The organism is Maritalea porphyrae (assembly GCF_030159895.1).
GTDB lineage: Bacteria > Pseudomonadota > Alphaproteobacteria > Rhizobiales > Devosiaceae > Maritalea > Maritalea porphyrae.
This window is the reverse complement of record NZ_BSNI01000002.1, coordinates 950,201-976,803: the sequence shown is the minus strand read 5'-3', so window position 1 is coordinate 976,803 and position 26,603 is coordinate 950,201. Positions and strand designations below refer to the sequence as shown.

Sequence of the window (26,603 nt, the reverse complement as noted above, 5' to 3'; positions counted from 1 at the left end):
CCCCCTTACGCGCGCTCAAGCATCAGAGCGATGCCTTGGCCAACACCGATGCACATGGTGCACAGCGCGCGCTTACTGCCTGTATTTTGCAATTCAATGCCTGCGGTCAGCGCTAGGCGCGCACCGGACATTCCAAGCGGATGGCCAAGTGCAATGGCGCCACCATTTGGATTGACGAAATCCGCATCTTCGGCCACGCCTAATTGGCGCAAAACGGCAATACCTTGAGACGCAAATGCCTCGTTCAGTTCGATCAAATCGACGTCTGAAATCTTCAACCCTTGGCGGTCCAAGAGCTTTTGCGATGCCGGTGCTGGACCGATACCCATGATGCGCGGTTCAACGCCCGCCGTTGCAAGTCCAGTGATTTTAGCTTTTGGTTTCAGCCCATATTTTTCAACAGCGGCTTTTGACGCAATGATAATGGCAACTGCGCCATCATTGACACCAGATGCGTTGCCAGCAGTTACGGTTCCGCCTTCACGGAAAGGCGTAGCCAGCGACGCAAGCTTTTCCATGGTCGACGCGCGCGGGTGCTCGTCCTGCGCAAAGACAATTGGGTCTTTCTTGCGCTGCGGGATTTGAACAGAAACGATTTCTTGCGCCAATCGGCCCGAAGCAGTGGCCTTGGCCGCGCGCTCTTGAGATCGGAACGCGAAAGCGTCTTGATCTTGCCGCGAAACGTTAAAGTCCTCAGCAACATTTTCGCCGGTTTCGGGCATGGAATCGATGCCATACTGCTTCTTCATCAGTTTATTGACGAAGCGCCAGCCGATTGTAGTGTCGTAAATCTCTGCGTTGCGCGAAAAGGCGGTATCAGCTTTTGGCATCACAAATGGTGCGCGGCTCATGCTCTCAACGCCACCGGCCAGAATCACTTCTGCTTCGCCCGCTTTGATTGCACGTGCGGCCATGCCGACTGCATCCAAACCGGAACCGCAAAGACGATTGATGGTGGTACCCGGCACGCTTGTTGGCAACCCCGCAAGAAGTGTCGCCATACGCGCTACATTGCGGTTGTCTTCGCCCGCCTGGTTGGCGCACCCCATATAGCAATCATCGATGGCGGCTGGATCAAGATTTGGCGCCGCTTCCATTGTCTTTTTAATCACATGGGCGAGCATATCGTCTGGACGTACCGATGACAGCGTGCCGCCAAACCGACCAATTGGAGTTCTAAACCCTTCGCACAAATAGGCTTCGTTCACGCCTCATTCTCCGTAAAATGTGTACCTTTGATGGTGCGCGAGTGTCCGCGAAAATGCGCCAACGCCTCATCATTTTGATTTGTTATTGTCACGTCGTAGATGCCAGAACGCCCTGATTTACTGACTTCAACAGCCTTAGCGGTCAGCACGTCACCCTTTTTGCCGGGTGCGGAATAGGTGATAGAATTTTGATAGGCGACCGCGAGCTGATTATAGCTGTTGCAAGCGAAGGCAAACGCGCTATCGGCCAGCATAAAAATGTAACCGCCATGACAGATTTTGTGGCCGTTTAAATGCTGATCATCAATGATCATGGACAGGACAGCACTGCCAACGCCAACTTCAACGAGTTTCATACCAACGCGCTGCGACGCGGAATCATTATCCCACATGGCTTGTGCCGATTTTTGTGCGCGTTCCAGCGGCGTCATCATTCAATACCGCCGAATTTGGTTGGTCGCTTATCAAGAAACGCACTTACGCCTTCCGCATAATCTTTAGATCGCCCACAACGCCCCTGCATTTCAGCCTCAACAGCCAAATGCTCATCCAGTGAATGGTCGAATGATGTTTGCAAGGCTCGCTTCATCATGCCCAACCCAAACGTTGGGCCTTCTGCCATTTGCGCAGTGAACTTTCGCACCTCATCCATCAACTGATCATCTGGCAATGCCTGCCAGATCATACCCCATTCAACCGCTTGCTTTGCGGGAACAGGCGTTGCTGTCATGCAGATATATTTCGCGCGCGCCTCACCAATAAGACGCGGCAATATCCAACTACCACCAGCATCGGGCACCAAGCCAACTTTTGAAAAACTCTGGATGAATTTGGCACTTTCCGCCGCAAAAACCACATCGCAGCCGAGCGCAATATTGACACCCGCGCCTGCCGCTACGCCATTTACAGCACAAATGATTGGCTTGTTGATTGAGCGAATGAGTTTGACCAGCGGGTTGTAGAAATTTGAAATGGTCGCCTGCAAATCTGGTGGCGACGTCATTTTGCGTGGATCGCGCGCGTCCAGATCTTGCCCGGCACAGAATCCCCGCCCGGACCCTGTGAGCAAAATGGCCCGAACCGAATCATCATCTTTTGCTTCACCCAATGCCGCCTGTAATGCGCCGTGCATTTCGTCATTGAACGAATTCAATCGATCTGGTCGATTAAGCGCTATTTCCACCCAGCCATCGGCCTTTGTGACGATAATTGTGTCGCTCACGCGATCCTCCCCAGGATATCCCGACAAATGTTCGAGATTTACTTCTCATGTGAAATTTAGCTTTACATAAACCGACTGGTTGGTCAATATATGTTCGAAATTGGATGTTTCGACTTTTGGGGGATGGACGTTGTCGAACGTTGTAAGTTGCGAGATTAAGGGCGATATCGCTCTTGTTAAAATTGACAACCCACCGGTAAATGCAACTGGCGTTGCTGTTCGCATTGGGTTGCTAGATGCTGTGGCCGCAGCAGAAAAGGCAAACGCGAAAGCGGCAATTGTCTACTGCGCGGGACGCACCTTTGTTGCTGGCGGCGATATTTCAGAATTTGGCAAGCCGCCGCAAGAACCGCATTTGCCGGACGTCTATCAGACAATCGAAGACAGCTCAGTCCCCTGGATCGCAGCGACCCACGGAACCACACTTGGTGGCGGATTTGAATTGGCAATGGCGTGCGATTTTCGCCTCGCCCAAAAAGGCACGCGGTTCGGACTACCTGAGGTTAATCTCGGCTTAGTCCCTGGTGCGGCTGGATCACAGCGCTTGCCACGTCTCATCGGGGTTGAAGCCGCCGTCGAATTGGCCACGACAGGTCAACTGATTGACGCGCAAAAGCTATATGACCTTGGTGGGTTAGATGAGGTTTTTGATGGTGATCCGCTAGAAGCCGCAACTGCCTTTGCTGCAGATTTGCCAACTGTCTTGTCGCCGATCAGCCAGCGCACACCGGCTGTAGTTGCTTATGACTATTTTGAAAACAAACGCGCCGAGATCGTCAAACGAGCAAAAGGTCAAACATCGCCGCTCGACAATTTGCGCGCCATTGAGTGGGCCGCTACTTTGCCCTTCAAAGAGGGCCAACCCAAAGAACGCGCGCTGCACTTAGAGTTACGTGACAGCGCGCAATCAAAAGCACTGCGTCATGCCTTCTTCTCCGAACGTGCAGTGAGCAAACCTAAGGCAATTGAGGGCGGCACGCCGCTTGAAATCCGAAAAATCACTGTTGTTGGTGGCGGCTTGATGGGTGCAGGAATTGGCTTTGCGTGCCTCAATGCAGGTTATGACGTTACACTAATTGAGCGCGATCAAGCTGCCGCAGACGCAGGGCGGGAGCGCATTGAGGGTTTGATTGCCGGCGGTGTGAAGCGTGGCAAAATATCAGACGAGAAGGCTGAAAAGCTTAAATCCAACCTGATCGTTTCAGACGATTATGCCGCCTCGGCCGACGCAGATTTGGCCATAGAAGCCGTATTCGAAGATTTGAGCGTAAAGCAGCAAGTGTTCCAATCGCTTGCCAGCCACATGCGTGAAGATGCGATCTTGGCGACAAACACATCCTATATCGACCCAACGCAAATCTTTGACGGCATCACGAACCCCTCCCGCTTTATCGGGCTGCACTTCTTTTCGCCTGCCCACATCATGAAACTACTCGAAATTGTGCGTCTGCCGACAACATCAAAAGACGTGTTGGCCACTGGGTTTGATTTGGGCAAACGGCTGCGCAAAGTGGGTGTTCTTTCGGGCATATGCGACGGGTTTATTGGCAACCGCATTTTGTCGGCCTACCGCCGTCAAGCGGATTATTTGTTGATGGATGGTTGCACGCCAAAACAGATCGACGAGGCAATGCGCGGCTTTGGCATGCCGATGGGACCGTATGAGTTGCAGGACCTCACGGGTCTGCAAATCTCATGGGCTAATCGCAAACGCCAAGCGCCGACCCGTTCCCCCAATGAGCGTTACGTGCGCATTGGCGATTTGTTGTGTGAGGCAGAGCGTTTCGGGCAACGCAGCCAAAAAGGCTGGTACGCTTATGTCGAGGGCGACCGCAAACCCAATGAAGACAGCTTTGTCACCGATCTTATTGAGAAAGAGGCAAGTGAAGCTGGCATTGAACGACGTACCTTCACAGACCAAGAAATTATCGATCGGCTGCTAGCGGTGATGATCAATGAAGGCGCGCTGATTGTTGAAGAAGGCATCGCCGAACGTGACCTTGATGTGGATTTGGTAAAAATTCACGGCTACGGCTTCCCGCGCTGGCGCGGCGGCCCGATGCATTATGCCAACGAAATTGGCATTGATCGCGTCAAGAATGCGATAGCAGATGTGGCAGCGCAAAGCCCAAACAGCTGGCGACTTTCGGAGCGGCTCAAGTGACCACGATTGAGCGCGAGATGATAGAAGGGTTCGACCTGACAAATCCGCCAGATGGATTTGCTGAGGACCCGTTCCCCTTTTATCATGCGTTGCTCGAATACGCGCCCGTTTGCGCTCAGCCAGACGGGTCATTTGTTTTGACCCGCTACGCCGATCTCGACCGCATTTACCGCGACACAACGCTTTTTATCTCTGATAAGAAACGCGCCTTCCTGCCAAAATTTGGCGGCGACGCGCCGCTATATGAGCACCATACGACCTCGCTTGTATTCAACGAACCACCGCTACACACACGCGTACGCAAAATCATGGTCGGCGCACTCAATGCTCGCGCAATCGCCAATATGGAACCGGGGTTGATTGACACAATTGACATGCTTTTGGATCAGATGGATGGCCGGGAACAGGTTGACCTCATCGAGGATTTCGCCAGCAAGATCCCAATCCAAATCATTGGCAATATGTTTAATATGCCGATGGCAGATCGCGAGCCGCTACGTGATTGGTCGCTGGCGATTTTGGGCGCACTTGAACCAACGCTGACAGCAGAGCAACTCGCCAAAGGAAATCAATCTGTCATCGATTTCAAAGCCTATTTGAAAGACTTGGCTGATGATCGTCGCAGACACCCAGGTGATCCCGAGACCGATGTTTTGACGCGTTTGATTGAAAGCGAAGAAGGCGAACTATCCGAAACTGAGCTGCTGCAAAACTGCATCTTCATTCTAAACGCTGGCCACGAAACCACCACGAACCTGATCGGCAATGCGCTGGCTGCATTGCACGATTTCCCGGGGCAAAAATATGCCCTCAAGTCCAATCCCGAGATCATCAAAACCGGGGTCGATGAATTCTTGCGCTTCTTGTCACCCAACCAATTGGGCAACCGTGAAACAACGGCTGATATTGAAATTGACGGACATAAAATTCCGGCAGGCAGCAATTTGCATTTGGTGATTGGTGCAGCCAACCGCGACCCAGCACAATTTGACGATCCAGACGAGTTAAAATTGATGCGCAAACCAAACCGGCATTTGGCATTTGCGGGCGGACCGCACCTGTGCGTTGGCTTTCAACTGGCGCGAATGGAAGGGCGCATCGCGGTCAATCGCTTCCTCAAGAAATATCCAAACTATCAACTCACCGGCAATGCAGAGTTAGGCGGGCGTCTAAGATTCCGTGGCTATGCGAAATTGCCAGCAAAACTGAACTAAGGGTTTAAAATCAATGTCTATTATGCAGCTTGAAAGCTATGCAGGCGGCCAGTGGGTGGGACCATCTGGCAAGACACGCAAAATCTTCTCCGCCGTTACCGGTGAACACATTGCCAACGCTGGGTCTGACAGCTTGGATTTCCAAGCCGTGATCGACTACGCCAAACAAAAGGGCGGTCCGGCACTGCGCGCCATGACGTTTCATGATCGGGCGCGAATGCTCAAGGCGCTGGCGACCTATTTGAACGAGCGGCGCGACCCGCTTTATGAGCTTTCATACAAGACCGGTGCAACGCTTGCGGACAGTAAGATTGATATTGATGGTGGAATTGGCACCATGTTCGTATACGCCTCCAAAGGTCGTCGCGAAATGCCCGATGCACACATCTACCCGGACGGCGATCTCGAAATCCTTTCGCGCAACGGCACTTTTTTGGGTCAGCATTATTGCACGCCATTACTAGGCGTTGCGGTGCATATTAACGCGTTCAATTTTCCAATGTGGGGAATGTTAGAAAAGCTTGCGCCAACGCTATTGGCTGGCGTTCCAGCGATTGTGAAGCCGGCCACTTCAACATCGTATCTCACAGAAGCTTGCGTGAAGATGATGATAGAAAGCGGCATATTGCCAGAAGGTGCAGTGCAACTAATCATGGGGGGAACGGGCGATTTGCTGGACCGACTTGATTGCCAGGACGTGGTAAGCTTTACGGGCTCTGCGAACACGGCATCCTATCTGAAATCAAACGACAATATTTTGAAAAACGGCGTCCGCTTTGTCGCTGAACAGGATAGCCTGAATGCTTCCGTGCTTGGACCAGATGCAACACCGGATACGCCTGAGTTCGATCTCTTCATCAAAGAAGCATCGCGCGAAATGACCACAAAGGCTGGTCAAAAATGCACGGCCATTCGCCGCATGATTGTGCAGCAAGACAGAGTGCAAGATGTAATTGATGCGATGAGCGCGCGCCTGGCCAAAACAGTGATCGGCGATCCGACGGCGGATGGCACCCGCATGGGCGCACTTGCTTCGCTTGATCAAAAACGCGATGTGTTGGAAAAGGCGGCAGAAATTGGTTCTGAATGCACCCTCGCCTATGGCGATCAAGATGCACTTTCACTAAACGGCGACGATTTGGACAATGGCGCATTTGTTTCGCCGATGTTGTTCCATTGCGAAAATCCCGACACCGCTTCAATCGTCCACTCAACTGAGGCCTTTGGCCCGGTGGCCACGGTTATGGGCTATCGCGATCTCAATCATGCAATTGAGTTGATGAATAAAGGTGGCGGTTCGCTTGTAGCGTCAGTGATCACCAATGATCCAAGCGTTGCGCAGCAACTCACCATGGGCGCTGGCGCATTCCACGGTCGGCTATATTTCAACAACCGTGACTCAATGAAAGAGTCGACAGGCCACGGCTCGCCTTTGCCGCACATGGTTCATGGCGGCCCCGGTCGTGCCGGTGGTGGCGAGGAACTCGGCGGCGTGCGTGGTGTAACGCACTATATGCAGCGCACAGCAGTGCAAGGCAGCCCCGATTTGCTGACCGCAATTGGCGGCACCTATGTGAAGGGCGCAAAGTTTATTGAACCGCCTGCCCATCCTTTCACACGCACGTTCAACGAGCTGCAAATTGGCGAAACCGTGCACACACCCTCGCGCAAAGTAACGCTTGAAGATATCGAGCATTTCGCCCACTTCACAGGGGATACATTCTACGCGCATATGGATGAAGAAGCCGCAGCAGCCAATCCATTTTTCCCCGGGCGCGTTGCGCATGGCTATTTGCTCTTGAGCTTCGCCGCCGGCTTGTTTGTTGAACCGAACCCTGGTCCAGTTTTGGCCAATACGGGCTTAAATGATCTTAGCTTCCAAAAGCCTGTGAGCGCGGGCGACGAAGTGCGCGTGAGCATTACAGTGAAACGCAAAACCAAGCGCACCGACGAATATGGCGAGGTGCGCTGGCACGTCAATATGTTCAACCAGGATGATGAGCAAGTGGCTGAATATGAGCTTTTGACGATGGTGGCGTTTGAGCGTACATAGGAGTGCATGAGCACGGCTAACCCACTGATTCAACCATTGATTGACCATCTACATTCAGATGGTCGATTGCGCGTTTGGTCGGTGGTGATCACTATTTTCGGTGATGCTATACAACCACATGGCGGCACTGTCGCCATGTCGGACCTGCAAACGATTCTTGGCACAATGAATGTGGAAAGCGGCGCTTTGCGCACGGCGATGTCGCGGCTGGCCAAAGAGGGCTGGGTTACGCGCGAAAAGCAAGGCCGCAATAGCTTTTACCAGCTTTCCAAAGCGGGGTTGAAAAGTTTCATCCCAGCAACGCAGAAAATCTACAAAGCAGAGTTTTCGCCTGATCCTCAGAGTTTGATAATTGCGATTGGTCCCGACGTAATTGGCCATGCCCGCGAAACACAAAATGCCTTGCTAGATGCATTTGGCGGCCTGCAACTGCGCAACGGCGTTGCTTTGTTTGCCGACCCAAGTGAAAAAGTGCGCAAACAGCTAGCCGATGCGGACATGATCCAGATTGAGAGTCAAATCGATGCGTTGCCCGAATGGGTGGTTGAGAAGCTGGATTTGCAGTCATTGGCTGATGACTATCTGTCGTTGATCGAGCGGTTTGCGCCGCTGGTCGAGACACGATCCAAGTTGGAAACACTTTCGGCGCTTGAAGCACTGTGCGTCCGCACATTGCTAATTCATGATTGGCGGCGACTGATTTTGAAGCAACCTGCATTGCCAAAACACCTTCTGCCTATCGACTGGCCGGGCGCGCCCTGCCACGCTTTGGTGCGTGACCTGTATTTGTCGTTGCTCGAGCAGAGTCAAAACTGGTGGGATGCAGAACCCAAAAAAGCAGCGCAAGCTGAATTGATGCGCCGCTTCAAATCATAGAATTGCTAGTCTTCGATGTAGGCGAAAACGCCGGTTGAAGTCGTTGCAACTTTTTCGCTGCCTTCAGCAAAAATATCGACGCGCGTTGTCGCCAACCGCTTACCGTTCGACAGCACGGTTACTTTGTAAATAACATTACCCTCGGGCAATGGGCGCATGAAGTTAGTGGACATATCGACGGTAACGCAATTGCGGAAACGTCCGTTCAAGTAGCTCAGTGCTAGAAAGCTCACAGTGTCGGACCCAGCCATAAGCGCCTGACCTGAAACTAAGCCGCCATTGGGGCCACGATGACGCAGAATTTTTTCCGTCGCCGGCATGACGAATTGAGTTTCCGATTCGCTCAGTTCCCTGACCTTGATGCCCAATTCTTGCACCCAAGGTGCGCAAATCTCTTCGATCAATCCCTCAAGTTCAGCCGCATTTAGGCGTTTTTCCATCCCCAATACTCCAATACGTTACAAAATTTACTTGATATGTGAATTTTCGTCACCTATTATTATCAGGAACGGAGAGGGATGCCAATATGTATTCACAAGGATTGATCGGTGCGGACGGCACCACAGAAGAAACTGAAGAGTTTCTCGCCGCCTTTCAGGCGCGTATTGATCGCGAAGAAAAGATCGAACCAAACGACCCGATGCCAGAAGGCTATCGCAAAACATTGATCCGACAAATCGGCCAGCATGCGCATTCTGAAATTGTTGGCATGCTGCCTGAGGGCAATTGGATCACGCGCGCTCCATCGTTGCGCCGCAAGGCTGCTTTGTTGGCCAAAGTGCAGGATGAAGGTGGGCACGGTCTTTATCTTTATTCGGCAGCCGAAACACTCGGCGTCAGCCGTGAGCAAATGACCGAAGAACTGCTTTCAGGCAAAGCGAAATACTCGTCGATCTTCAACTACCCTACCCCAACTTGGGCAGATATGGGCACGATCGGATGGCTCGTTGATGGCGCGGCTATCATGAACCAAATTCCGCTGTGCCGCTGTTCATATGGGCCATACGCCCGCGCAATGATCCGCGTTTGCAAAGAAGAGAGTTTTCACCAGCGCCAAGGCTACGAGCTTCTAATCTCTTTGTGCAATGGCACCAAAGAGCAAAAGGACATGGCCCAGGATTCGATCAATCGCTGGTGGTGGCCATCGCTGATGATGTTCGGACCCCATGATGCAGATTCAAGCCATTCCGAACAGTCCATGAAATGGAAAATCAAACGTTTTTCAAACGACGAATTGCGCCAGAAATTTATCGACGCGACCGTTCCGCAGGCTGAGTATCTTGGCCTTACCGTTCCTGACCCGGACCTAAAATGGAATCCGGAAAAGAACAATGGAAAAGGCGGCTATGACCACGGTGAAATCAATTGGGTTGAGTTTTGGCAGGTTGTGAAAGGCCATGGCCAAATGAACCGTGACCGTATCAAAGCACGCAAAAAGGCTTGGAACGATGGTGAGTGGGTACGCGATGCTGCGCTCGCCCATGCTGAAAAACGGGCTGCGCGTCAAACCGCACAAGCTGCAGAATAGGGAAGAGAAAATGAGTAAAGAAACGCCACTTTGGGAAGTGTTTATCCGCCCGCGCAACGGTTTATCGCACAAGCATTGCGGGTCTTTGCATGCGGCTGATGAAGTTATGGCGCTACAAGCTGCGCGCGATACATATACGCGTCGCGGCGAAGGCCTTTCGATTTGGGTTGTGCCTTCAAAATCCATTTTTGCTTCTGATCCGGATCAGGCGGCTGAGAACTTTGAGCCAGGCGTCGACAAAGTCTATCGCCACCCAACATTCTATGACATCCCCGAAGAAGTGGGGCACATGTAATGTCTGTTGCTTTGTTTAATGCCTTGTTGGAGCTTGGGGATGATCACTTGATCCTTGGGCACCGGGTTTCTGAGTGGTGCGGCCATGCCCCATTGCTCGAAGAAGATTTGGCAATGCCAAATATGGCGCTTGATAATATCGGGGCGTCGCGCAACATCTACACCTATGCGGGCGAAGTTGAAGGCAAGGGTCGGGACGAAGACCAACTCGCTTATTTGCGCCTTGATCGGGAATATAAAAACTGCCTGTTGGTGGAACGCCCGAATGAAGATTTTGCCCACACGATGCTTAAGCAGCTCTATTTCTCAGCATTTATGGAGCCCTATTGGCAAGCAGCCCTATCGTCATCTGATGAGACCATTCGCGGCATTGCTGGAAAAGCTGTCAAGGAGATGGCGTACCATATTCGTCATGCTGGCGAGTGGGTGATCCGGCTCGGCGACGGCACCGAGGAAAGCGCCAAACGCATGAAGGAAGCAGTTGAAGAACTGACGCCTTACGTAGAAGAGCTTTTTGTTATGTCTGCAGATGCGCAAGAATGCGCAGATGATGGCATATTGCCGGACCGCGAAGCGCTTCGTGCGCAATGGAACCAGACCGTTGCAAACATCTTTGACCAAGCATTGTTGGAGTTGCCTGAAGTCAAATATCCGCAGCTTGGCGGACGCACTGGTCATCATGGCGAAGAGATGGGCTTCTTGTTAGCTGAATTACAGTATGTTCAGCGTGCTTATCCGGGCATGAGCTGGTAGCTATGGATCAGCTTCACCCCTCTCAAAAGCAACGCGATGCTGAGGCACAAAAGGTATGGGACGCAGCGGCAGTTGTGCCCGATCCTGAAGTGCCGTGCGTCAATGTGGCTGAGCTTGGGATATTGCGCAACGTCGAGATGATTGACGGGGAAGCGGTGGCATATGTCACACCAACATATACCGGTTGCCCCGCGGTTTTGGCCATTGAATTGGCGATTGAGGTTGCGTTGCGTGAAGCAGGGTTTGAGCCAAGAATTGAACGGGTGATTTCACCCGCATGGACAACCGACTGGATTAGCGATGAGGGACGCGAAAAACTTCGCGCCTATGGCATTGCGCCTCCGGTTGCTGGGTCCAACTCAAAGCTCGCGTTATTTGGCGAGACCATTGTGGCTTGTCCGCAGTGCGAAAGCGAAAACACCGAAAAGCTATCTGAATTTGGGTCGACAGCCTGCAAAGCACAATATCGCTGCAAAGACTGTCTTGAGCCCTTCGACTATTTCAAATGTATCTGAGGTCCGAACATGGCACCCAAATTTCACGAACTAACAATTTCTAAAGTTGAAGATCTAACGGACGATGCCAAAGCCATAAGCTTTGCGGTACCCGCCGAACTGAAAAGCGACTATCATTTCACGCCTGGGCAATATCTCACTTTGCGTGCCGATATTGAAGGCGATGATGTCCGTCGTTCCTATTCAATTTCCTCCCCGCTTGGGGCAAGAGACCTTACCGTTGGCATTCGGCGGGTTGAAGAGGGTAAGTTTTCGAGCTTTGCAACAGCGGACCTGCAGGTTGGCCAGAAACTGCAAGTGATGACACCCGAAGGCCGTTTCACCGCTGACATTGGCAACATCAAAGATGCACTTCTGATCGCCGCGGGTTCCGGCATCACCCCTATGATGTCGATCGCCCAGTCGCTACTAGAAGGCGATGAGGACGCAAACGTCACCTTGGTTTACGGCAACCGCGAAACTAAATCGATCATGTTCCGCGAGCAGCTGGAGTTCTTGAAAGACCGTTTTATGGAGCGGCTCACGTTGATCCATATCCTTAGCCGAGAAGACCAGGACGTACCAATTCTGAACGGGCGCATTGATGCGGATAAAATCAACGCACTGATCAACACATCAGCGATAGATCCAAAATCTGCGGACGGCGTGTTCATCTGTGGCCCTGGGGAAATGATCGAGGTTGTGCGGGCAACCTGCGAAGAAGTTGGCGTCGACAAATCTAAAATCCACTTCGAACTGTTCACACCGGCAGATGGCCAAGAACCGCGCAAAGCACCAACAAAAGAAATGCTAGAAGCAGCGGAACAGGGTGTTGCCGTTGAGATTATTCTGGACGGCTCAAAACGCAGCTTTAAACTCACTGACGCGAATGAAACGGTGCTAGAGGCAGCCAACAAGCACGGCCTTGAGCTGCCCTTTTCCTGCAAAGGCGGCATGTGCTGCACTTGTCGGTGCAAAGTGGCAAAAGGCAGCGCTGAAATGGCGGTGAATTACTCGCTGGAGCCTTGGGAAATCGAAGCTGGGTTTACCCTTGCATGCCAAGCACGGCCGACCAGCGACAATCTAACGTTGGATTTTGACGAGCTGTAAGCGCGTCAATCGGATAGCAGCAATGCAAAACGGAGGGCATCGCCCTCCGTTTTTGTTTGAACGCTTTATTCCACATCCTGAGTTTGCTATTTTTCGAAAATGGGCAAAAAGAACTACTTGATTGAGGGTGTTTCTTGCACCGGCAAGACTTCGGTTTGTTCGGCACTAGAAGCGCGTGGTTATCATGCCCTCAATGGGGATCGCGTTCTTGCATATTGTGGTGACCCAACCACCGGCGCGCCGCTTGATCACGTTGGACACGACACCCACATCTGGGACGTGAATAAGGTCAAAGAACTTGCAGAAGACCCTCAACATTGCGCCACTTTTTTCTGTGGCGGCAGTCGCAATTTCAACAAATTCATTCACTTATTTGACAAAGTTTTTGTACTAGAAATTGATCTGGCAACGCTCAACAAACGGCTGTCTGAGAGGCCGACGGATGATTGGGGCGGTCACGAATCCGAACGCGAGTTGATCCGACAACTTCATGCGAACGGCGGAGATGTGCCAGCATCTGGCACACGAATAGATGCCACCGCTCCAATTCAACAAGTGGTTGACCAGATTTTGGCGCACTGTGGACTAAGCCGTCGTCTTTGACATTGCGCTAAAAAATCAGCCCTTGGCAGCATTTCTGTATTTCTCAAGTGCTGCTTCTTTCACCACGCCGTAACCTTTGACCATCTCGACAAGCTTTGCACGTTCCATCGCTTGTGCATGGTTTTCAGCACTGAGATTGTCGGCCAACATGGCCACCAATTCAATATAGTCATCACGAAGCTGACGCTCGTCGCGACGATCTTTGCCCCATCCAAACACATCCAGCGCTGAACCCCGCAATGGACGCATGGCGTTCAACAACTTCAACGCGGGCAGTGCGACTACACCAGGAATGGCAAACTTTTTCGGTCGACCATTCGGCTCCTTAATCCAGTTGAGCATTGGTGGTGCCAAATGGAAGGTGAGCTTGCCGCCCTGTTTGAAGCGCTTTTGCGCCTCGCCCAAATGCTTTGTTTCAAGATGCAAGCGCGCCACTTCATATTCGTCCTTATAGGCCATGAGGCGCGAGAGTTGATGGGCGACAATTTCACTGAAGCCGGTTTTGCCAATCGATTGTTCCGCAGAGATTACGTTCGACATGATGTTCTTATACTGCGCGGCATAATTGGCATCTTGATAATCGACCAAAAACGCTTCGCGCTCAGCCACCAATTCATCCAGCGTTTGCTCTAACTCTGCCTTAAGGTCTTGAACGAACAGTTCGGGTTGTTCAGCAATCAAACGGCCCAATTCAAAGGCCTGTAGGTTAGCATCAATCGCTTTGCCATTTAACTCAACCGCGCGACGGATCGCATCGGCCTCCAAGGGCACTTGTCCCATTTGCCACGCCATGCCGGTCAGCATCATGTTTGAGAAAACACTATCGCCGAACAATTGCACTGATAAATCGGTTACATCGAAGGCGTCGACTTTTGCGGCATACTCCTTGAGCTTGTTCAATCTAATCTCTTCTTGGAAATCAGCAAGGCCGCGCAACACAAAGTCTGCGGTTGGTAGAATTTTCGTATTGGCAATCACATGGGTTTTGCCTTTGGCGAGCGTTGCCATTGGCTCCGGCATATTGGCAACCACCAAATCGCAAGCGATTAAGGCATCTGCGCAAGACTTGTCGATCCGCACCGGTGTTTCTAAACCGGGCTTTTCCAAGATTTTGAGGTGCGAGATCACCGCGCCACCTTTTTGCGCAAAGCCCATAAAGTCCAATACCGACGCACCTTTGCCTTGCAAGTGCGCCGCCATCGCCAAAACTGCACCGACGGTTACGACACCCGTGCCGCCAATCCCGGTGATTAGTATCTCTCCAGTTTTTGCCAGTTTTGGTTCTGGCAAAGAAGCAACATTTGAAAGCAAATGATTGCGCCGGTTTGCATCGCCGGTTGCTTTTTCTTCGTCGCCTTCAATGGTGACAAAGCTTGGGCAGAACCCTTCAACACACGAAAAATCTTTGTTGCATGAGGATTGATCAATGGTGCGCTTGACGCCCCATTTGGTTTTCACCGGACTGACGGAAATACAGTTTGACTGTACTGAGCAATCGCCGCAGCCTTCGCAAACGCTTGGATTGATGAACACCCGCTTTTTGGGGTCCTCAATCAGACCGCGCTTACGCTTACGCCGTTTTTCAGTGGCGCAACCTTGATCATAAATAAGCGCTGTCACGCCTTTAAGGTCTTTAAGTTCTTCTTGCACACCATCCAATTCTTTGCGGTGGTGTATGCTCATCCCTTCGCCGCGCATCAAATCCCAAGCAAAACGCTTCGGATTATCACTGACGAGTGCTATCCGCTTGATGCCTTCGGCACGCAGTTGCGCGATGATGGCTTCAACACTCAACTCACCGTCAACATCTTGTCCGCCTGTCATCGCGACGGCATGATTGTATAAGATTTTGTAGGTGACATTTGTTTGCGCCGCGATGGATTGGCGAATGGCCAAAAGCCCCGAATGGAAATAAGTCCCGTCGCCGAGATTTTGGAAAATATGCTCTCGGCCCGTATAGGGCGACATGCCGATCCAATTGATCCCCTCGCCACCCATTTGTACAATTCCGTTGGTCTCGCGCCCCATCCAAGACGCCATATAGTGGCAACCAATGCCGGGCAGTGCTTTGCTGCCTTCAGGCAAATTGGTGGAGCGGTTGTGTGGGCAACCTGAACAGAAATATGGGGTGCGGCGCCCCACCTCAATATCAGACAGGTTTGGCGCGGGCTGGGCATTAGGAGGTGTACCCGCAAGGTCCAAAAACTCATGAACCACCCGCGCCAAAATTGAAGGGCGAAGCTCGCCAGCTTCTGGCAACAAAGGTGCACCTTTTGCGTCCTTTTTGCCGACTATTGTGAAGCGATTGCCGTTCTGTTTGTTGAAAAACCAGTCTTTTAGCTGCGTTTCAACCACTGCTCGTTTTTCCTCAACGACCAATAGCTTGTCCGCATCTTGCAAGAAGCTTTCGAAGCCTGATGGCTCAATAGGCCACACGAGTCCAACTTTATAAACACCAACACCGTGGCGTTTCGCTGCGGCTTCGGAGACGCCTAGTTTTTTAAGTGTTTCAATCAGATCCGCGTAAGCCTTGCCAACTGCAACAATTGCTGTTTTCGGCTTCTTCGCCCCAAACGCAACTTTGTCGATTGGATTGGCTTTTGCGAACGCACGCATCGCATCAAGCCGCGCTAAGAGTTTTTGCTCAAGCACCGGACCAAAGCTGCTGGCGGGATCATGATTCAGATCGAATGGCGGGGTAAAGTCACTTGGCTCTTTGAATTTGCGTGGGTGCGGCACTTCAGTTGCAGCGCTAGATTCCAAAACTTCAGAAATGGTTTTGAAGCCAATCCAAGCGCCTGTGAAACGAGACGCAGCAAATCCATAAAGACCAAACGGAATATAGTCAGCAACACCAGCCGGGTGTAGCACAGGCATCATGAAGTGTTCGGCCGCTTGATCTGATTGGTGTGGCATAGATGATGACACGCAACCATGATCGTCGCCCAAAAAAGCTAGCACGCCGCCATGTTTAGAGCTGCCCAACGCGTTGCCATGTTTTAAGGCGTCGCCAGACCGGTCAACACCGGGGCCCTTGCCATACCAAATGCCAAAAACGCCATCCACTTCGACTTGCGGATCGCTCGCCACTTCCTGCGTACCAATTATCGCAGTTGCGGCCAAATCCTCATTGATTGCTGGTTTTACCGTGATCTTATACTCATCCAATGCCAGCTTGGCTTTCGCCATAGCTTGGTCATAAGCCCCCAGCGGCGAACCTCGATAACCAGAAACGAACCCTGCTGTGTTCAAACCGGCCGCAATATCGGCCTTTGCTTGCTCAATGGGAATGCGCACCAAAATGTCCGTACCGGACAAAAACACCCGCTCTTGGGTCAGCCCATCGCGCAGTTCATAGTCCGGATATGCGAAAACGCTCGCATTCGCTGGTGTCAGATCCATAATGTTCCCCTATTCCTTGAGAACCATTATCGCTGATTTTTATTGACATATCTGATCAGATTAGTGCTCAATTATATCAAAATTCGGCAATCCATTTCAGAAAGCCTTCAATTTTGAATAATCAATTCGCAATAGATCAAATTGACGGCAAAATCTTAGATTTGCTGCAACAAAACAGCCGTTTGTCAAATCAAGAGATCGCCAACCAAGTTGGCAGCTCTGTTTCCTCTGTATGGCGGCGGATCAACGCGTTGGAAGAAGCAGGTGTGATTACCGCTTACGGATTGACGGTTTCGCCCGAACTGATGGGCTACAGCGAGACCATTTTGCTGCAGGTCAGCCTAGGACAACACCATGATGATTATTTAGAAGAGTTCACAACTCTGGTGAATTCAATTCCCGAAATCTTGGAGTGTTATGCAACTACTGGCGAATATGATTACGTATTGAAAGTGCTTGCCACTGACATGAGGTCCTACCATCGGTTTTTGCGCAACAGTTTGATGAGCAAACCCTTTATTTCCAAGACTTTCTCTCAAGTGGTGATGGACAAAATCAAATTCCAGAAAGCGGTTCCAACGCTTGCGGCACGGACCAAACGATAATGGATGTTGTGCTCAGGAACCTACAACTTTCTGATTTGCGCGCGTATCGTCAGTTGATTTCACCTGATCGCGCGTTCCACCAGTTCAACGGTCCCTATTTCGGTCTTCCTGATGATGCAGAACAAGACCAATATGTCGAACGTTTGCGTGAGAAGTTGGAAAGCGAAACACCCGACTTAAGAAAGCAACTGATTGTCGACGCATCCACCGATCGAATTATAGGTGAAGTAAGCTGGTATTGGCGTTCTGAAGCAACTAATTGGATCGAGATTGGCATTCTGATCTTCAATCAATCAGACTGGTCAAAGGGAATTGGCGAGAACGCATTGCGTTTATGGATCGACCATTTGTTTTTAGAACGTGACGACCTTACCCGCCTTGGGCTGACAACTTGGAGCGGCAACAAAGGCATGATGCGCTTGGCCGAAAAGCTCGGCATGAGCCAAGAGGCTTGCTATCGCCAAGCACGACATTGGAAAGGCGAGTATTTCGATTCAGTGAGCTATGGCATACTGAAAGAGGAATGGGCTGCTTAGCTGCTTTCGGGCGAAATTATAGGTGCTTTAACGTCGCGCCAGGCGCCGAATCCGCCATCAATGTGCGCTACATTTTCGAACCCCATATCCCTTGCTGTTTTTGTGGCCAAGGCCGACCGCCACCCGGCGGCACAAAAGAAAACAAGTTTCTTGTCCGTCGCTAATTCAGGTTTATGATATGGGCTTTCTGGATCAATCCAAAACTCAAGCATGCCGCGCGGCACATGCACTGCGCCGCCAATTTTGCCTTCGCGCTTCAGTTCGCGAATATCGCGCAAGTCGACAAGTTGTATTTCACCTTGCGCAGCCAGTTTTTGAGCCAACTCAACTGGCAGAGTTTCGATTTCTGTAAGTGCTTGATCGACAAGCTGCTTAACGGTTTTCAACGCAAACTCCTTTATGCTGCTAGAACGTCGGCCCAGTCTTTGTGCCGCTTGAACTGCACGACAACGTAGGAACAAACAGGAACGATTTTGCGCCTGTTCTTGCGCGCAAACTCCACGCCCTCAACTACCAATTTCGCCGCAATACCTTGCCCCTCGAACTGTTTTGGAACACGCGTATGGTCTATGATCATTTGATTGTGGTTTCGCACAAATGTCATCTCAGCCACGTGCCCCTCACCAAGGTCCGCAAAGAAGCGCCCGCGCGTGTTATCTTCTTCAAATTCTATTTTGATGTCCTTGGTCATTTATCGGCCTTTGCGAGCAACTTTGTTGCGAGTTTTCGAATGGGATTATGCGAAGGCGCTAAGTCAAGCTTTGTGAGCGCCGTTGCAGAATGAAATGTGAGCTTGGTTGATTCCGCACTGATGCGCAATTGCGGCTCCGCAGATAGACGGGTCTTGAAAACTGACACATGGGTTTGGACGACATTTCCGTCATCATATGCACCTATGGTGCCCGGATCATCGAACAGCTTTACAAACTGCAGATCAAGACCAGATAAGCCGGTCTCTTCCTCCAATTCGCGGGCAGCACAATCCTTTGGCCTTTCATTGGGCTCGGCACTGCCACCTGGGAAACTCCATTGTCCATTGTCGCTGCGTTTCTCCAACAAAACACCGTCGCGCCAAAACAAGAGCGTGACAGCGCCGATTGCGAGAGGCCGATTGATCGGTGGCGCATCTTCTAGCCGCTCAAAGAATTTAGCCTCCTAGTGTGTCCAAAAAATCTATCGCGGCGCTAAGCGCAGTGACTTCAGTCCCGGCAAGTCCGGCCGACAAAAACAAGGTCAGGTCACCGCTGCTATAAGCATACTGGCTCGCGCCCAAATGTTGTATGTTCAAGTCCACATCGTGGAACATGTGCTTTTCGCCCTGTCCTTTGATCTGTTGCGGGCTGTCCGACACAAGCAGCCGGCAACGGTCAACAATATCAAGTGGCAATTCGTGTCGGCCAACAAATTTCGGACCAAGCGTTGAAACGTGTGCACCCTGTTTGAGCCAACCAGTCTCAATGACCGGCTTTGCAGAATTGGTAGCCAAAACGACCAGATCGGCATCGTGAACCGCTCTTTCAGCACTCGTGCTTGGGGTGATATTTACGCCGAACTTTTTCGCCATCTTAGCGGCAAAATCACCGCGTCTATCCAGCGAGCGGCTATAAACACTGATTTTGTTGATGGTCCGAAGGCTCAATATGGCCTCGAGTTGCGTCTGCGCCTGTAATCCAGTGCCAACCAGTGCCAGTTTTTCAATTCGGTTTTCGGGCACTAGCTTGTCTATGGCAACACCACCTAGGCATCCTGTGCGAATAGCGCCCAAGCGCTCGCCAACAGCGATCCCTTTTAGCTTTGCTGCCTGCCGATCATAGGCGACGACAAGTTGGTCTTCTTGTGCATTTTTGGCTTTAGGGAATGTATCATAGACCCGGAACCCGGCGACTTCTTTGTTGCCGCCGCAGGTAAACACCAGCGCGCCGGGGTCGAAGTTTACCGCATGGCGCGGCGGTGCAATGGCTTCGCCGCGCGCATCTGCTTCAACTTGCGCGCGAACTGCATCGAGAAAAACGCTGGTTGGAATGGCGTTTAGGTCTTCTTCTTGCAGTATGCGCATATGGCCTCTTTTTTAGTTGTTAGAACTCAATTCCTACTTGTGCTTTCACGCCGGAGCGGAATGGGTGTTTAACTTGGGTCATATCGGTGACCAAATCCGCAAACTCAATCAGCTCATCTTTAGCATTCCGACCTGTGATGATCACATGTTTCATCTCAGGTTTTTGCTCAAGGACTTCCAGCACTTCCTCGATGGGCAAATAGTCGTACCGCAACACGATATTTAGCTCATCACACAGAACCATGTCATGTTTGTCGTCCAAAATAAATGCCTTAGCTTGTTCCCAAGCAGCGCGGGCTGCATCGATGTCGCGCTGGCGGTCTTGAGTTTCCCAAGTAAAGCCCTCACCCATGGTCGCCAATGAAACTTGATCTGGGAACTTATCGAGCACATTGCGCTCGCCTGTGCCCCATTTGCCTTTCACGAACTGCACTACGGCGACCTTCATGCCATTGCCAAGCGCACGAAACACCATGCCAAAAGCTGCGGTAGATTTACCCTTGCCCTTGCCGGTATGAACAATAGTTAGGCCCTTTTCGATGGTCTTGGTGGCGATGATTTTATCGCGCGCCGCCTTCTTCTTTTTCATTTTTTCAGTATGGCGGGCATTGAGCTCTTCTTCGCTCATATTGTCGGTTTTCTTGCTCATAGCTGATCATTGCTCCCATCTAAAAAGGCATAGGTTGAATTGCGTTTTGGCGTCCAGAAGCCGCGCTCCATCGCCTCACGAAACTTGGCTATTAATTCGTCATAGCCATATTTATTGTTTTCTTGAATGAAGGTGCGCACCTCATCATCAAGAACAAAAGCGTCAAACGCAATATCGAAATGGTGCGACTTGACCGCGCCGGTTGTAGCGGCAAAGGCAAACATATAATCGGTTGTGGCGATGATTTCGAACGCGCCCTTATAGCCGTGGCGCATCACGCCTGAAATCCACTTTGGATTGACCACACGCGAGCGCATGACCTTGGCAATTTCTTCATCCAGCGTTTTGGCAACGGGACGTTCGGGGCGCGAATGGTCGTTGTGGTAGTTGATCGGCTGGTGCCCAGACAAAGCCGTAGCTGTCGCCGTTAATCCACCTTCAAACTGATAATAGTCATCGCTATCCAAAAGGTCATGTTCGCGGTTGTCTTGGTTGTGCACAATCGCCTCAACCGACTTTAAACGCGACACCAATTGCGCGCGTGCTTTTTGGCCTTTGGCTTTGGAGCCATAGGCATATTGACCCCAATTGAGGAAGGCTGTGGCGATATCATCAATATCTTGCCAATTGCCGCTATCCATAATGCCTTGGAGACCAGCGCCATAAGCGCCAGGTTTGGAGCCAAAAATCCGATAGCCCGCTTGCATTGCTGCATCGGCCTCAGACTGCCCCTCGCCCATCAGCGCGAGCGCATCTGTGCGCATCCGCTCGGCAATTGGGTTTTCGCTTGACGGTTCATCCAATGCGCCAATGGCGCGGATGGCTTTGTCGAACAAGTCAATTTGAGCAGGGAACGCATCGCGGAAGAAGCCTGAAATCCTCAAAGTGACATCAACACGCGGACGACCGAGTATGGCCAATGGGATAATCTCATAGCCTGAGACGCGATGCGACCCCACATCCCATTTTGGCTTTGCACCAATCAGCGCCAAGGCCTGGGCGATATCGTCACCGCCGGTGCGCATGTTTGAAGTTCCCCACACTGACAAAGCAATAGCCGACAAATAGGTGCCGTGATCTTGGAAGTGACGCGTAATCAGGTTTTCAGCAGACTTTTTGCCCAACTCCCAAGCGGTGGGTGTGGGTACGGCTCGGTTATCAACAGAATAGAAATTGCGCCCGGTGGGCAACACATCCAAACGCCCGCGCGTCGGCGCGCCCGACGATCCGGGCGAGACAAACTTACCAGAAAGGCCTTTGAGCAAATTGGCTCGCTCAAGCTGACCCGATTGCTCTAGCTTTGGCGCAATCGCATTTTCAATCTCGCCCAGCACCGCCGGGGTTGAAACCCAATCTGGGTCGCATTCCAACTCCGCGGCCACAAGTTTGGCGGCGAGCAATTCCAGCCGCTCAATTGTGTGGCCCATATGCCGCCAATTGTCGTCAGATTGTGCAACTAGGACTTCAGGTTTTGGACCATCCCAAAGCTCGCCCATCGGGGCCGAAAGTGGATCAAAGCCCAGCGCCAAATCGTCAGCCAAAGCGCGAATGAGCGATTTATCTTCTGCTCGATCTTCGCCGCGTGGCACACGGGCCAACGCGACCAGCAGATCGGTATGCAATCGACCTTTCGGCGCATGGCCGAATATGTGCAAACCGTCCCGCACCTGGGCTTCTTTGAGCTCGCACAAAAACGTGTCGATGGTCACCAACGCATCATCGTCGGGTTGATCCTCCAATCCCATATCCTTATCGAGACCGGTATCTTTGCAAAGGTCAAGAATGCGGGATTTGAGATCATTCAATCGACGCTGATCGAGCCCTGAGGCGTTGTAATATTCATCCGCCAGTGCCTCGAGGTCTTTGAGCGGACCATAGGTTTCCGCCCGCGTCAACGGCGGCGTCAAATGATCGATAATCACCGCACCGGTTCTCCGTTTGGCTTGCGTGCCTTCGCCCGGATCATTGACAATGAACGGATAGAAATGCGGCAAGCTTCCCCATAGCATTTGCGGGTAACAGTTGGGGCTTAGCGCATTGGCTTTGCCGGGCAGCCATTCCAAGTTTCCGTGCTTGCCATTGTGGATAATGGCTTGTGCGCCGAATTGATGGCGCAGCCACAAATAGGCGGCCAGATAGGCATGAGGCGGCACCAAATCCGGATCGTGATAACTCGCTTCAGCGTCCAAATGATAACCGCGCGCAGGCTGCAGCATTACCACCGCATTGCCATAATCAAGCACCGGCAAATGAAAGGTGTCATCGCGCACAAATGGATCGTTTGATGGCTCACCCCAGCGATCCGTCACGTCCTTTTGCACGGCTTCAGGCAAGGCAGAAAACAGCCTATGATAGTTCTCAAGCGTTAGTTTTGCAGGACTGGTGCCACGCATCGGATGAGCATTTGTTGGCCCCTGCTGCAAAGCTTCCACAAGGGCGTTGCTATTTTCAGGCAAGTCGCTCAACCCATTATCCGCCTGTTTGAGAAAGTTCAAAATCTCAACAGTTGATTGTGGCGCATCATAGCCAACGCCATTGGCAATTCGGCCGTCGCGAATAGGATAATTGGCTAAAACAATGCCAACTTTGCGCTCGGCTGCTTTGGTGTTCTTCAGCGCGATCCAGTTACGTGTTAGCTCCGCCGCTGCAGCAATGCCAGGCGCGTGTGGCTGGTTGGCGGACAAGGGACATTGGGTGCGTTCATGCCATATATTTTGTTCTTTATGGGCAATCAGAATATCGCCAATGCGTCCATCTAGTTCTGGCAGCACGACCTGCATCGCCAAGTCTTTGGCGCTTAAGCCCTGAATATCTTTATCCCAAACTTCTGCAGGGCGCCCGCCCTGTACCAATTGGATAATCGGCGCATCCGTGTTGGCAAATGGGTTTTGCATGCCGCTCAGATCGTTGATGCCAAGCGCAAAGCCGGTTGCGTTGAGGATCACATCGGGAAAGAACTTTTGGAAAGCGTTTTGCGCGAACTCAACACAATGTTGTTCTTTGAGCGATGCAACAACCAAAGGCAGTGCTTGAATGTCTTGTGCCGCTAGAGCATCCATTAGCGCATGGATGGGCGCCATATTGCCGCCATCCAAAAGTGCGCGATAAAAGATGATCGGTGCGATTGGTTTATGCGCGTCAAGAGCAACATCTTTAAGCGCCAGAACGCCCTTCTTCGGATCATAAATGCCCGCGCGTGGTGTTTGTTTTGGTGTAGGCAGATCGGCCATGTCGGCAGCAATTTGCTGCATGGCAATAAGCGTTGCTGCCATGTTGTCAGCACCACCGGCCACAAACAAAGCATGCAATGCATCATAGGCATCACCGCTGATCGTCGAGCGCGCCTGCAAGTCCGGATCCGGGTTTGCATCGCCAGGCAACAGGGCAAGCTTGATTCCGTTATCGGCGCAAATGGCCGAAAGCTGATCAACGCCATAGGACCAATAGGCGCGCCCGCCAAGCAAACGCACGACGATCAATTTGGCCTTGATCGCGGTTTGCTCTAACCAAAGATCGACCGAAAAATTGTGGCTGATGCGCATGGTGTTGGCCAAACGCAATTGAGCGAAATTTTGCGCGTCGGCAGCGTTGGCAAGCGCAGCCAGCTCTGTGTCGGCGGCAGAAAGAAACAGAATATCGGCAGGGCTCTGACCAAGGTCAATCGCTTCGCCTTCTTGCTGAATCTCGCCGGCTTGTGCGGTGAGGAGGTGCATTAGCCCTGCCCCAGCGCCGCCTGCAATTCTTGTGTAATTTGATCGCGATTTAGAGGTGCCTGACCAATGACGACCAGCGCGGTGCCGCGCTCGTCTTGCTCACCCCATACCTGATCAAAATATGTGTCGATACGTGGCCCCACAGCCTGCAAAGACAACCGCGCTGGCGCATCTTTGATCGCAGCAAATCCTTTGAGGCGCAAAATGTCATGCTTGCGAATGACGTTTTCTACCGCGTCCGACAATTGCTTTTTGTTGGCAATCTCGCCAAGGCGAATGGAGAAGCTGTCAAAATCATCATGCTCGTGATGATGATGATGGTGTTCATCTCCTTCGGCGGCATGGTGACGCTCATGATGCGACATGCGCTGTTCCATATCAGCTTCAGATTCGCTCTCGATGCCAAGTAGCGCCGCCATATCGACTTCGCCTTTTTGAGTACGCACCAGTTTCACACCGTCGCGCAAATGGCGGCGCAATTCAGCCTCAACTGCGTTCAACTTTTCTTCGTCCACGAGATCGGATTTGTTGAGCAAAATCAGATCGGCACAAACCAATTGATCCTCAAATAGTTCGCCCATAGGCGTATCATGATCCAGCATTTCATCTGACTGACGTTGCTTGTTCACCGCATCTTCGTCCGAGGCAAAGCGACCATCTGCCAAAGCGGCGGCATCGGCCACGGTAACCACACCATCAACGGTGACGTCAGCTTTTATCTCTGGCCAATTGAACGCGCGCACCAATGGCTGTGGCAGCGCCAAGCCCGACGTTTCAATAACGATGTGATCAGGGCGCGGCTCACGCGCCAAAAGCTGCGTGATGGTCGGGATAAAATCTTCAGCCACGGTGCAGCAAATGCACCCGTTGGCCAATTCAACCATATCTGTTTCGTCACATGCTTCGTCGCCGCAGCCCTTAAGCACGTCGCGGTCAACGCCCACATCACCAAACTCATTGATAATTAGCGCGATGCGTTTGCCCTTGGCATTGTTTAGAACGTGGCGCACAAGTGTGGTTTTGCCAGCACCCAAAAAGCCTGTGATTACCGTTGCCGGAATTTTCTTTTTCATTTCTAGTCCTTCTCCGTCCGCCCGACGGGTTAAATGGTATGTGCTTGCGCGAAAAAACGCGCCTTTGGTGTGGCAGGTCTCCTGGCTTGCGATTCGGACAACGGTTCTTCGCCTTCCCGACCCCAATGTAGGGTCAGTGGCAAATCAAAGAGCCGTCTCATCGCTCACAGTTGCGGGGGCAGCCATGGTTTTGGTCGCTTTTGCGTACGCCGCACCATGTTCCCTTTTCATCTCGTTGACGAACTACGCCAACAAGAACCACGTTGGATGATGTGACATTAAAGTGCGGGCAAGGTCAATCGCTGGATTGAAGCACGCCGCGCATCATTTCGCGCTTTCCCGCATGGCCGGCGCATTTTTCAACCGCAAAGCCTGCTGCCTGCAAGTTTCGACGCACCCAGCCAGCTGCTGTGTAAGTGGCGAATGTGCCTTCTGGGTTGGTCTTGTTTGCTAACTCATGCATCAATGCCTCTTCCCACATTTGCGGATTCTTTGACGGCGCAAAGCCATCAAGGAACCAAACGTCTGCTTTGTTGTTCCAGCCCGGCAGTGTTTCACGCACATCGCCAACAATCAGTTGAAACGTTGTTTGTGCGTCCAACTGGATCGATTTACCCAAGATGGCCTCGCTCCAGCTCTCAACAAGCGTATCCCGCATGATTTCAAGCATCGGCCAAGGGGCAATGGCGCGGGTAATCTCGTCTGCGGTCATGGGGTAAAGCTCAAACGAAGTAAACACAAGCTGCTGACCTTCGGATCGTTGCTCAATCCATTGCCGCCATGTTTCCAATAGGTTTAACCCGGTGCCAAATCCAAGCTCGCCAATGGAAAAATTGTTGGCACTGATCCAACGCACATGCACTTCATTGCCACGCAAAAAGACATGATCGCACTCCAAGCGTCCATCTGCGCGTGAGTAGAAATGATCATCAAAGCTTTGCGAAAATGGCAGGTCATTGTCGTGCCATTCAACATTATTGTCTTTGGTCATTGGTGGCATCCAGTCATCAAAAAGGGGCGACACCTTTTATCGGATGCGCCCCTTCAAAT

The 26,603-nt window shown here is 51.7% G+C and carries 25 protein-coding genes and 1 riboswitch; of the genes, 12 read left to right on the top strand and 13 right to left on the bottom strand.

Annotation, left to right across the window (positions count from 1 at the left end; all coding sequences use genetic code 11):
• Positions 1 to 5: 5 nt before the first annotated feature.
• The 3 genes from pcaF to paaG are packed head-to-tail and all read right to left on the bottom strand — an operon-like array spanning position 6 to position 2,430.
• The gene (pcaF, locus tag QQL65_RS08160; protein ID WP_284363518.1) at positions 6 to 1,208 is read right to left on the bottom strand and encodes a 3-oxoadipyl-CoA thiolase; all 1,203 of its coding nucleotides are present in this window, start codon (positions 1,206 to 1,208) and stop codon (positions 6 to 8) included.
• The gene (paaI, locus tag QQL65_RS08155) at positions 1,205 to 1,642 is read right to left on the bottom strand and encodes a hydroxyphenylacetyl-CoA thioesterase PaaI (protein ID WP_284363516.1); all 438 of its coding nucleotides are present in this window, start codon (positions 1,640 to 1,642) and stop codon (positions 1,205 to 1,207) included. The genes pcaF and paaI overlap by 4 nt, the downstream gene beginning before the upstream one ends.
• Positions 1,639 to 2,430 (bottom strand): 2-(1,2-epoxy-1,2-dihydrophenyl)acetyl-CoA isomerase PaaG, encoded by a 792-nt coding sequence (gene paaG, locus QQL65_RS08150; RefSeq protein ID WP_284363514.1) that lies wholly within the window; start codon positions 2,428 to 2,430, stop codon positions 1,639 to 1,641. Before paaG ends, paaI begins: the two co-directional genes overlap by 4 nt.
• A gap of 130 nt (positions 2,431 to 2,560) precedes the next feature.
• Here paaG and QQL65_RS08145 point away from each other — a divergent pair, with 130 nt between their 5' ends.
• The 4 genes from QQL65_RS08145 to QQL65_RS08130 are packed head-to-tail and all read left to right on the top strand — an operon-like array spanning position 2,561 to position 8,737.
• Complete coding sequence (locus QQL65_RS08145) at positions 2,561 to 4,594, top strand: 3-hydroxyacyl-CoA dehydrogenase NAD-binding domain-containing protein (protein ID WP_284363512.1); 2,034 nt, start codon at positions 2,561 to 2,563, stop codon at positions 4,592 to 4,594.
• The gene (locus QQL65_RS08140; RefSeq protein ID WP_379863508.1) at positions 4,591 to 5,808 is read left to right on the top strand and encodes a cytochrome P450; all 1,218 of its coding nucleotides are present in this window, start codon (positions 4,591 to 4,593) and stop codon (positions 5,806 to 5,808) included. The genes QQL65_RS08145 and QQL65_RS08140 overlap by 4 nt, the downstream gene beginning before the upstream one ends.
• A gap of 13 nt (positions 5,809 to 5,821) precedes the next feature.
• On the top strand, positions 5,822 to 7,861 hold the full coding sequence (gene paaZ, locus QQL65_RS08135; RefSeq protein WP_284363510.1) for a phenylacetic acid degradation bifunctional protein PaaZ: 2,040 nt from the start codon (positions 5,822 to 5,824) through the stop codon (positions 7,859 to 7,861).
• A gap of 6 nt (positions 7,862 to 7,867) precedes the next feature.
• Complete coding sequence (locus tag QQL65_RS08130) at positions 7,868 to 8,737, top strand: PaaX family transcriptional regulator (RefSeq protein WP_284363505.1); 870 nt, start codon at positions 7,868 to 7,870, stop codon at positions 8,735 to 8,737.
• Between the two features lie 5 nt (positions 8,738 to 8,742).
• Here the strand turns inward: QQL65_RS08130 and QQL65_RS08125 are convergent, their stop codons facing one another.
• Positions 8,743 to 9,177, bottom strand: a complete 435-nt coding sequence (locus tag QQL65_RS08125; RefSeq protein ID WP_284363504.1) for a PaaI family thioesterase — start codon at positions 9,175 to 9,177, stop codon at positions 8,743 to 8,745.
• Between the two features lie 86 nt (positions 9,178 to 9,263).
• Here QQL65_RS08125 and paaA point away from each other — a divergent pair, with 86 nt between their 5' ends.
• From paaA to QQL65_RS08095, 6 genes are all read left to right on the top strand, one after another.
• Positions 9,264 to 10,265, top strand: a complete 1,002-nt coding sequence (gene paaA, locus QQL65_RS08120) for a 1,2-phenylacetyl-CoA epoxidase subunit PaaA (protein ID WP_284363502.1) — start codon at positions 9,264 to 9,266, stop codon at positions 10,263 to 10,265.
• A 10-nt stretch (positions 10,266 to 10,275) separates the two neighbouring features.
• Positions 10,276 to 10,560 carry a 1,2-phenylacetyl-CoA epoxidase subunit PaaB gene (gene paaB, locus QQL65_RS08115; RefSeq protein ID WP_284363500.1) on the top strand — a complete coding sequence of 95 codons (285 nt, stop codon included), beginning with the start codon at positions 10,276 to 10,278 and terminating at the stop codon, positions 10,558 to 10,560.
• Positions 10,560 to 11,312, top strand: coding sequence for a 1,2-phenylacetyl-CoA epoxidase subunit PaaC (paaC, locus tag QQL65_RS08110; RefSeq protein ID WP_284363498.1), 753 nt, complete (start codon positions 10,560 to 10,562; stop codon positions 11,310 to 11,312). The genes paaB and paaC overlap by 1 nt, the downstream gene beginning before the upstream one ends.
• 2 nt (positions 11,313 to 11,314) lie before the next feature.
• Positions 11,315 to 11,827: a 1,2-phenylacetyl-CoA epoxidase subunit PaaD gene (gene paaD / locus QQL65_RS08105; protein ID WP_284363496.1), complete on the top strand. Its 513-nt coding sequence runs from the start codon at positions 11,315 to 11,317 to the stop codon at positions 11,825 to 11,827.
• A gap of 9 nt (positions 11,828 to 11,836) precedes the next feature.
• Positions 11,837 to 12,916 carry a 2Fe-2S iron-sulfur cluster-binding protein gene (locus tag QQL65_RS08100; RefSeq protein ID WP_284363494.1) on the top strand — a complete coding sequence of 360 codons (1,080 nt, stop codon included), beginning with the start codon at positions 11,837 to 11,839 and terminating at the stop codon, positions 12,914 to 12,916.
• Between the two features lie 99 nt (positions 12,917 to 13,015).
• Positions 13,016 to 13,519 carry an AAA family ATPase gene (locus QQL65_RS08095; protein WP_284363492.1) on the top strand — a complete coding sequence of 168 codons (504 nt, stop codon included), beginning with the start codon at positions 13,016 to 13,018 and terminating at the stop codon, positions 13,517 to 13,519.
• A gap of 15 nt (positions 13,520 to 13,534) precedes the next feature.
• On the opposite strand, the gene QQL65_RS08090 is transcribed toward QQL65_RS08095, so the two are convergent.
• Positions 13,535 to 16,921 carry an indolepyruvate ferredoxin oxidoreductase family protein gene (locus QQL65_RS08090; protein ID WP_284363489.1) on the bottom strand — a complete coding sequence of 1,129 codons (3,387 nt, stop codon included), beginning with the start codon at positions 16,919 to 16,921 and terminating at the stop codon, positions 13,535 to 13,537.
• 113 nt (positions 16,922 to 17,034) lie between these two features.
• Between QQL65_RS08090 and QQL65_RS08085 the strand changes: the two genes are divergently transcribed.
• Both QQL65_RS08085 and QQL65_RS08080 read left to right on the top strand, forming a co-directional pair.
• Complete coding sequence (locus QQL65_RS08085; protein ID WP_284363488.1) at positions 17,035 to 17,526, top strand: Lrp/AsnC family transcriptional regulator; 492 nt, start codon at positions 17,035 to 17,037, stop codon at positions 17,524 to 17,526.
• Positions 17,526 to 18,062, top strand: coding sequence for a GNAT family N-acetyltransferase (locus tag QQL65_RS08080; RefSeq protein WP_284363486.1), 537 nt, complete (start codon positions 17,526 to 17,528; stop codon positions 18,060 to 18,062). The genes QQL65_RS08085 and QQL65_RS08080 overlap by 1 nt, the downstream gene beginning before the upstream one ends.
• Here QQL65_RS08080 and QQL65_RS08075 read toward each other — a convergent pair.
• From QQL65_RS08075 to mnmC2, 8 genes are all read right to left on the bottom strand, one after another.
• A complete protein-coding gene (locus QQL65_RS08075) occupies positions 18,059 to 18,448 on the bottom strand; it encodes a rhodanese-like domain-containing protein (protein WP_284363484.1) in 390 nt (129 codons plus the stop codon). The genes QQL65_RS08080 and QQL65_RS08075 overlap by 4 nt on opposite strands.
• A gap of 11 nt (positions 18,449 to 18,459) precedes the next feature.
• Positions 18,460 to 18,753 (bottom strand): GNAT family N-acetyltransferase, encoded by a 294-nt coding sequence (locus QQL65_RS08070; RefSeq protein WP_284363482.1) that lies wholly within the window; start codon positions 18,751 to 18,753, stop codon positions 18,460 to 18,462.
• Positions 18,750 to 19,142 (bottom strand): NUDIX domain-containing protein, encoded by a 393-nt coding sequence (locus tag QQL65_RS08065; protein WP_284363480.1) that lies wholly within the window; start codon positions 19,140 to 19,142, stop codon positions 18,750 to 18,752. The genes QQL65_RS08070 and QQL65_RS08065 overlap by 4 nt, the downstream gene beginning before the upstream one ends.
• A gap of 67 nt (positions 19,143 to 19,209) precedes the next feature.
• Positions 19,210 to 20,118 (bottom strand): ornithine cyclodeaminase family protein, encoded by a 909-nt coding sequence (locus tag QQL65_RS08060; RefSeq protein ID WP_284363479.1) that lies wholly within the window; start codon positions 20,116 to 20,118, stop codon positions 19,210 to 19,212.
• A gap of 19 nt (positions 20,119 to 20,137) precedes the next feature.
• Entirely contained in the window at positions 20,138 to 20,767 is a 630-nt protein-coding gene (gene cobO / locus QQL65_RS08055) for a cob(I)yrinic acid a,c-diamide adenosyltransferase (protein WP_284363478.1), read from the bottom strand.
• Entirely contained in the window at positions 20,764 to 24,480 is a 3,717-nt protein-coding gene (cobN, locus tag QQL65_RS08050; protein ID WP_284363477.1) for a cobaltochelatase subunit CobN, read from the bottom strand. Before cobN ends, cobO begins: the two co-directional genes overlap by 4 nt.
• Complete coding sequence (gene cobW / locus QQL65_RS08045) at positions 24,480 to 25,553, bottom strand: cobalamin biosynthesis protein CobW (protein WP_284363476.1); 1,074 nt, start codon at positions 25,551 to 25,553, stop codon at positions 24,480 to 24,482. Before cobW ends, cobN begins: the two co-directional genes overlap by 1 nt.
• 54 nt (positions 25,554 to 25,607) lie before the next feature.
• Positions 25,608 to 25,831: riboswitch (cobalamin riboswitch) on the bottom strand.
• Between the two features lie 17 nt (positions 25,832 to 25,848).
• A complete protein-coding gene (gene mnmC2, locus QQL65_RS08040; protein ID WP_284363475.1) occupies positions 25,849 to 26,544 on the bottom strand; it encodes a tRNA (5-methylaminomethyl-2-thiouridine)(34)-methyltransferase MnmC2 in 696 nt (231 codons plus the stop codon).
• Between the last annotated feature and the right edge of the window lie 59 nt (positions 26,545 to 26,603).

Excerpts from the sequence above, each read along its gene's own strand:
- paaB (WP_284363500.1), top strand. The coding sequence starts at position 10,276 with ATGAGTAAAGAAACGCCACTTTGGGAAGTGTTTATCCGCCCGCGCAAC.
- paaD (WP_284363496.1), top strand. The coding sequence starts at position 11,315 with ATGGATCAGCTTCACCCCTCTCAAAAGCAACGCGATGCTGAGGCACAA.
- cobN (WP_284363477.1), bottom strand. The coding sequence starts at position 24,480 with ATGCACCTCCTCACCGCACAAGCCGGCGAGATTCAGCAAGAAGGCGAA.
- paaC (WP_284363498.1), top strand. The coding sequence starts at position 10,560 with ATGTCTGTTGCTTTGTTTAATGCCTTGTTGGAGCTTGGGGATGATCAC.
- paaI (WP_284363516.1), bottom strand. The coding sequence starts at position 1,642 with ATGATGACGCCGCTGGAACGCGCACAAAAATCGGCACAAGCCATGTGG.
- cobO (WP_284363478.1), bottom strand. The coding sequence starts at position 20,767 with ATGAGCAAGAAAACCGACAATATGAGCGAAGAAGAGCTCAATGCCCGC.
- QQL65_RS08060 (WP_284363479.1), bottom strand. The coding sequence starts at position 20,118 with ATGCGCATACTGCAAGAAGAAGACCTAAACGCCATTCCAACCAGCGTT.
- cobW (WP_284363476.1), bottom strand. The coding sequence starts at position 25,553 with ATGAAAAAGAAAATTCCGGCAACGGTAATCACAGGCTTTTTGGGTGCT.
- mnmC2 (WP_284363475.1), bottom strand. The coding sequence starts at position 26,544 with ATGACCAAAGACAATAATGTTGAATGGCACGACAATGACCTGCCATTT.
- QQL65_RS08070 (WP_284363482.1), bottom strand. The coding sequence starts at position 18,753 with ATGACCAAGGACATCAAAATAGAATTTGAAGAAGATAACACGCGCGGG.
- QQL65_RS08130 (WP_284363505.1), top strand. The coding sequence starts at position 7,868 with ATGAGCACGGCTAACCCACTGATTCAACCATTGATTGACCATCTACAT.
- paaZ (WP_284363510.1), top strand. The coding sequence starts at position 5,822 with ATGTCTATTATGCAGCTTGAAAGCTATGCAGGCGGCCAGTGGGTGGGA.
- QQL65_RS08090 (WP_284363489.1), bottom strand. The coding sequence starts at position 16,921 with ATGGATCTGACACCAGCGAATGCGAGCGTTTTCGCATATCCGGACTAT.
- QQL65_RS08100 (WP_284363494.1), top strand. The coding sequence starts at position 11,837 with ATGGCACCCAAATTTCACGAACTAACAATTTCTAAAGTTGAAGATCTA.
- QQL65_RS08095 (WP_284363492.1), top strand. The coding sequence starts at position 13,016 with ATGGGCAAAAAGAACTACTTGATTGAGGGTGTTTCTTGCACCGGCAAG.
- QQL65_RS08125 (WP_284363504.1), bottom strand. The coding sequence starts at position 9,177 with ATGGAAAAACGCCTAAATGCGGCTGAACTTGAGGGATTGATCGAAGAG.
- paaA (WP_284363502.1), top strand. The coding sequence starts at position 9,264 with ATGTATTCACAAGGATTGATCGGTGCGGACGGCACCACAGAAGAAACT.
- QQL65_RS08080 (WP_284363486.1), top strand. The coding sequence starts at position 17,526 with ATGGATGTTGTGCTCAGGAACCTACAACTTTCTGATTTGCGCGCGTAT.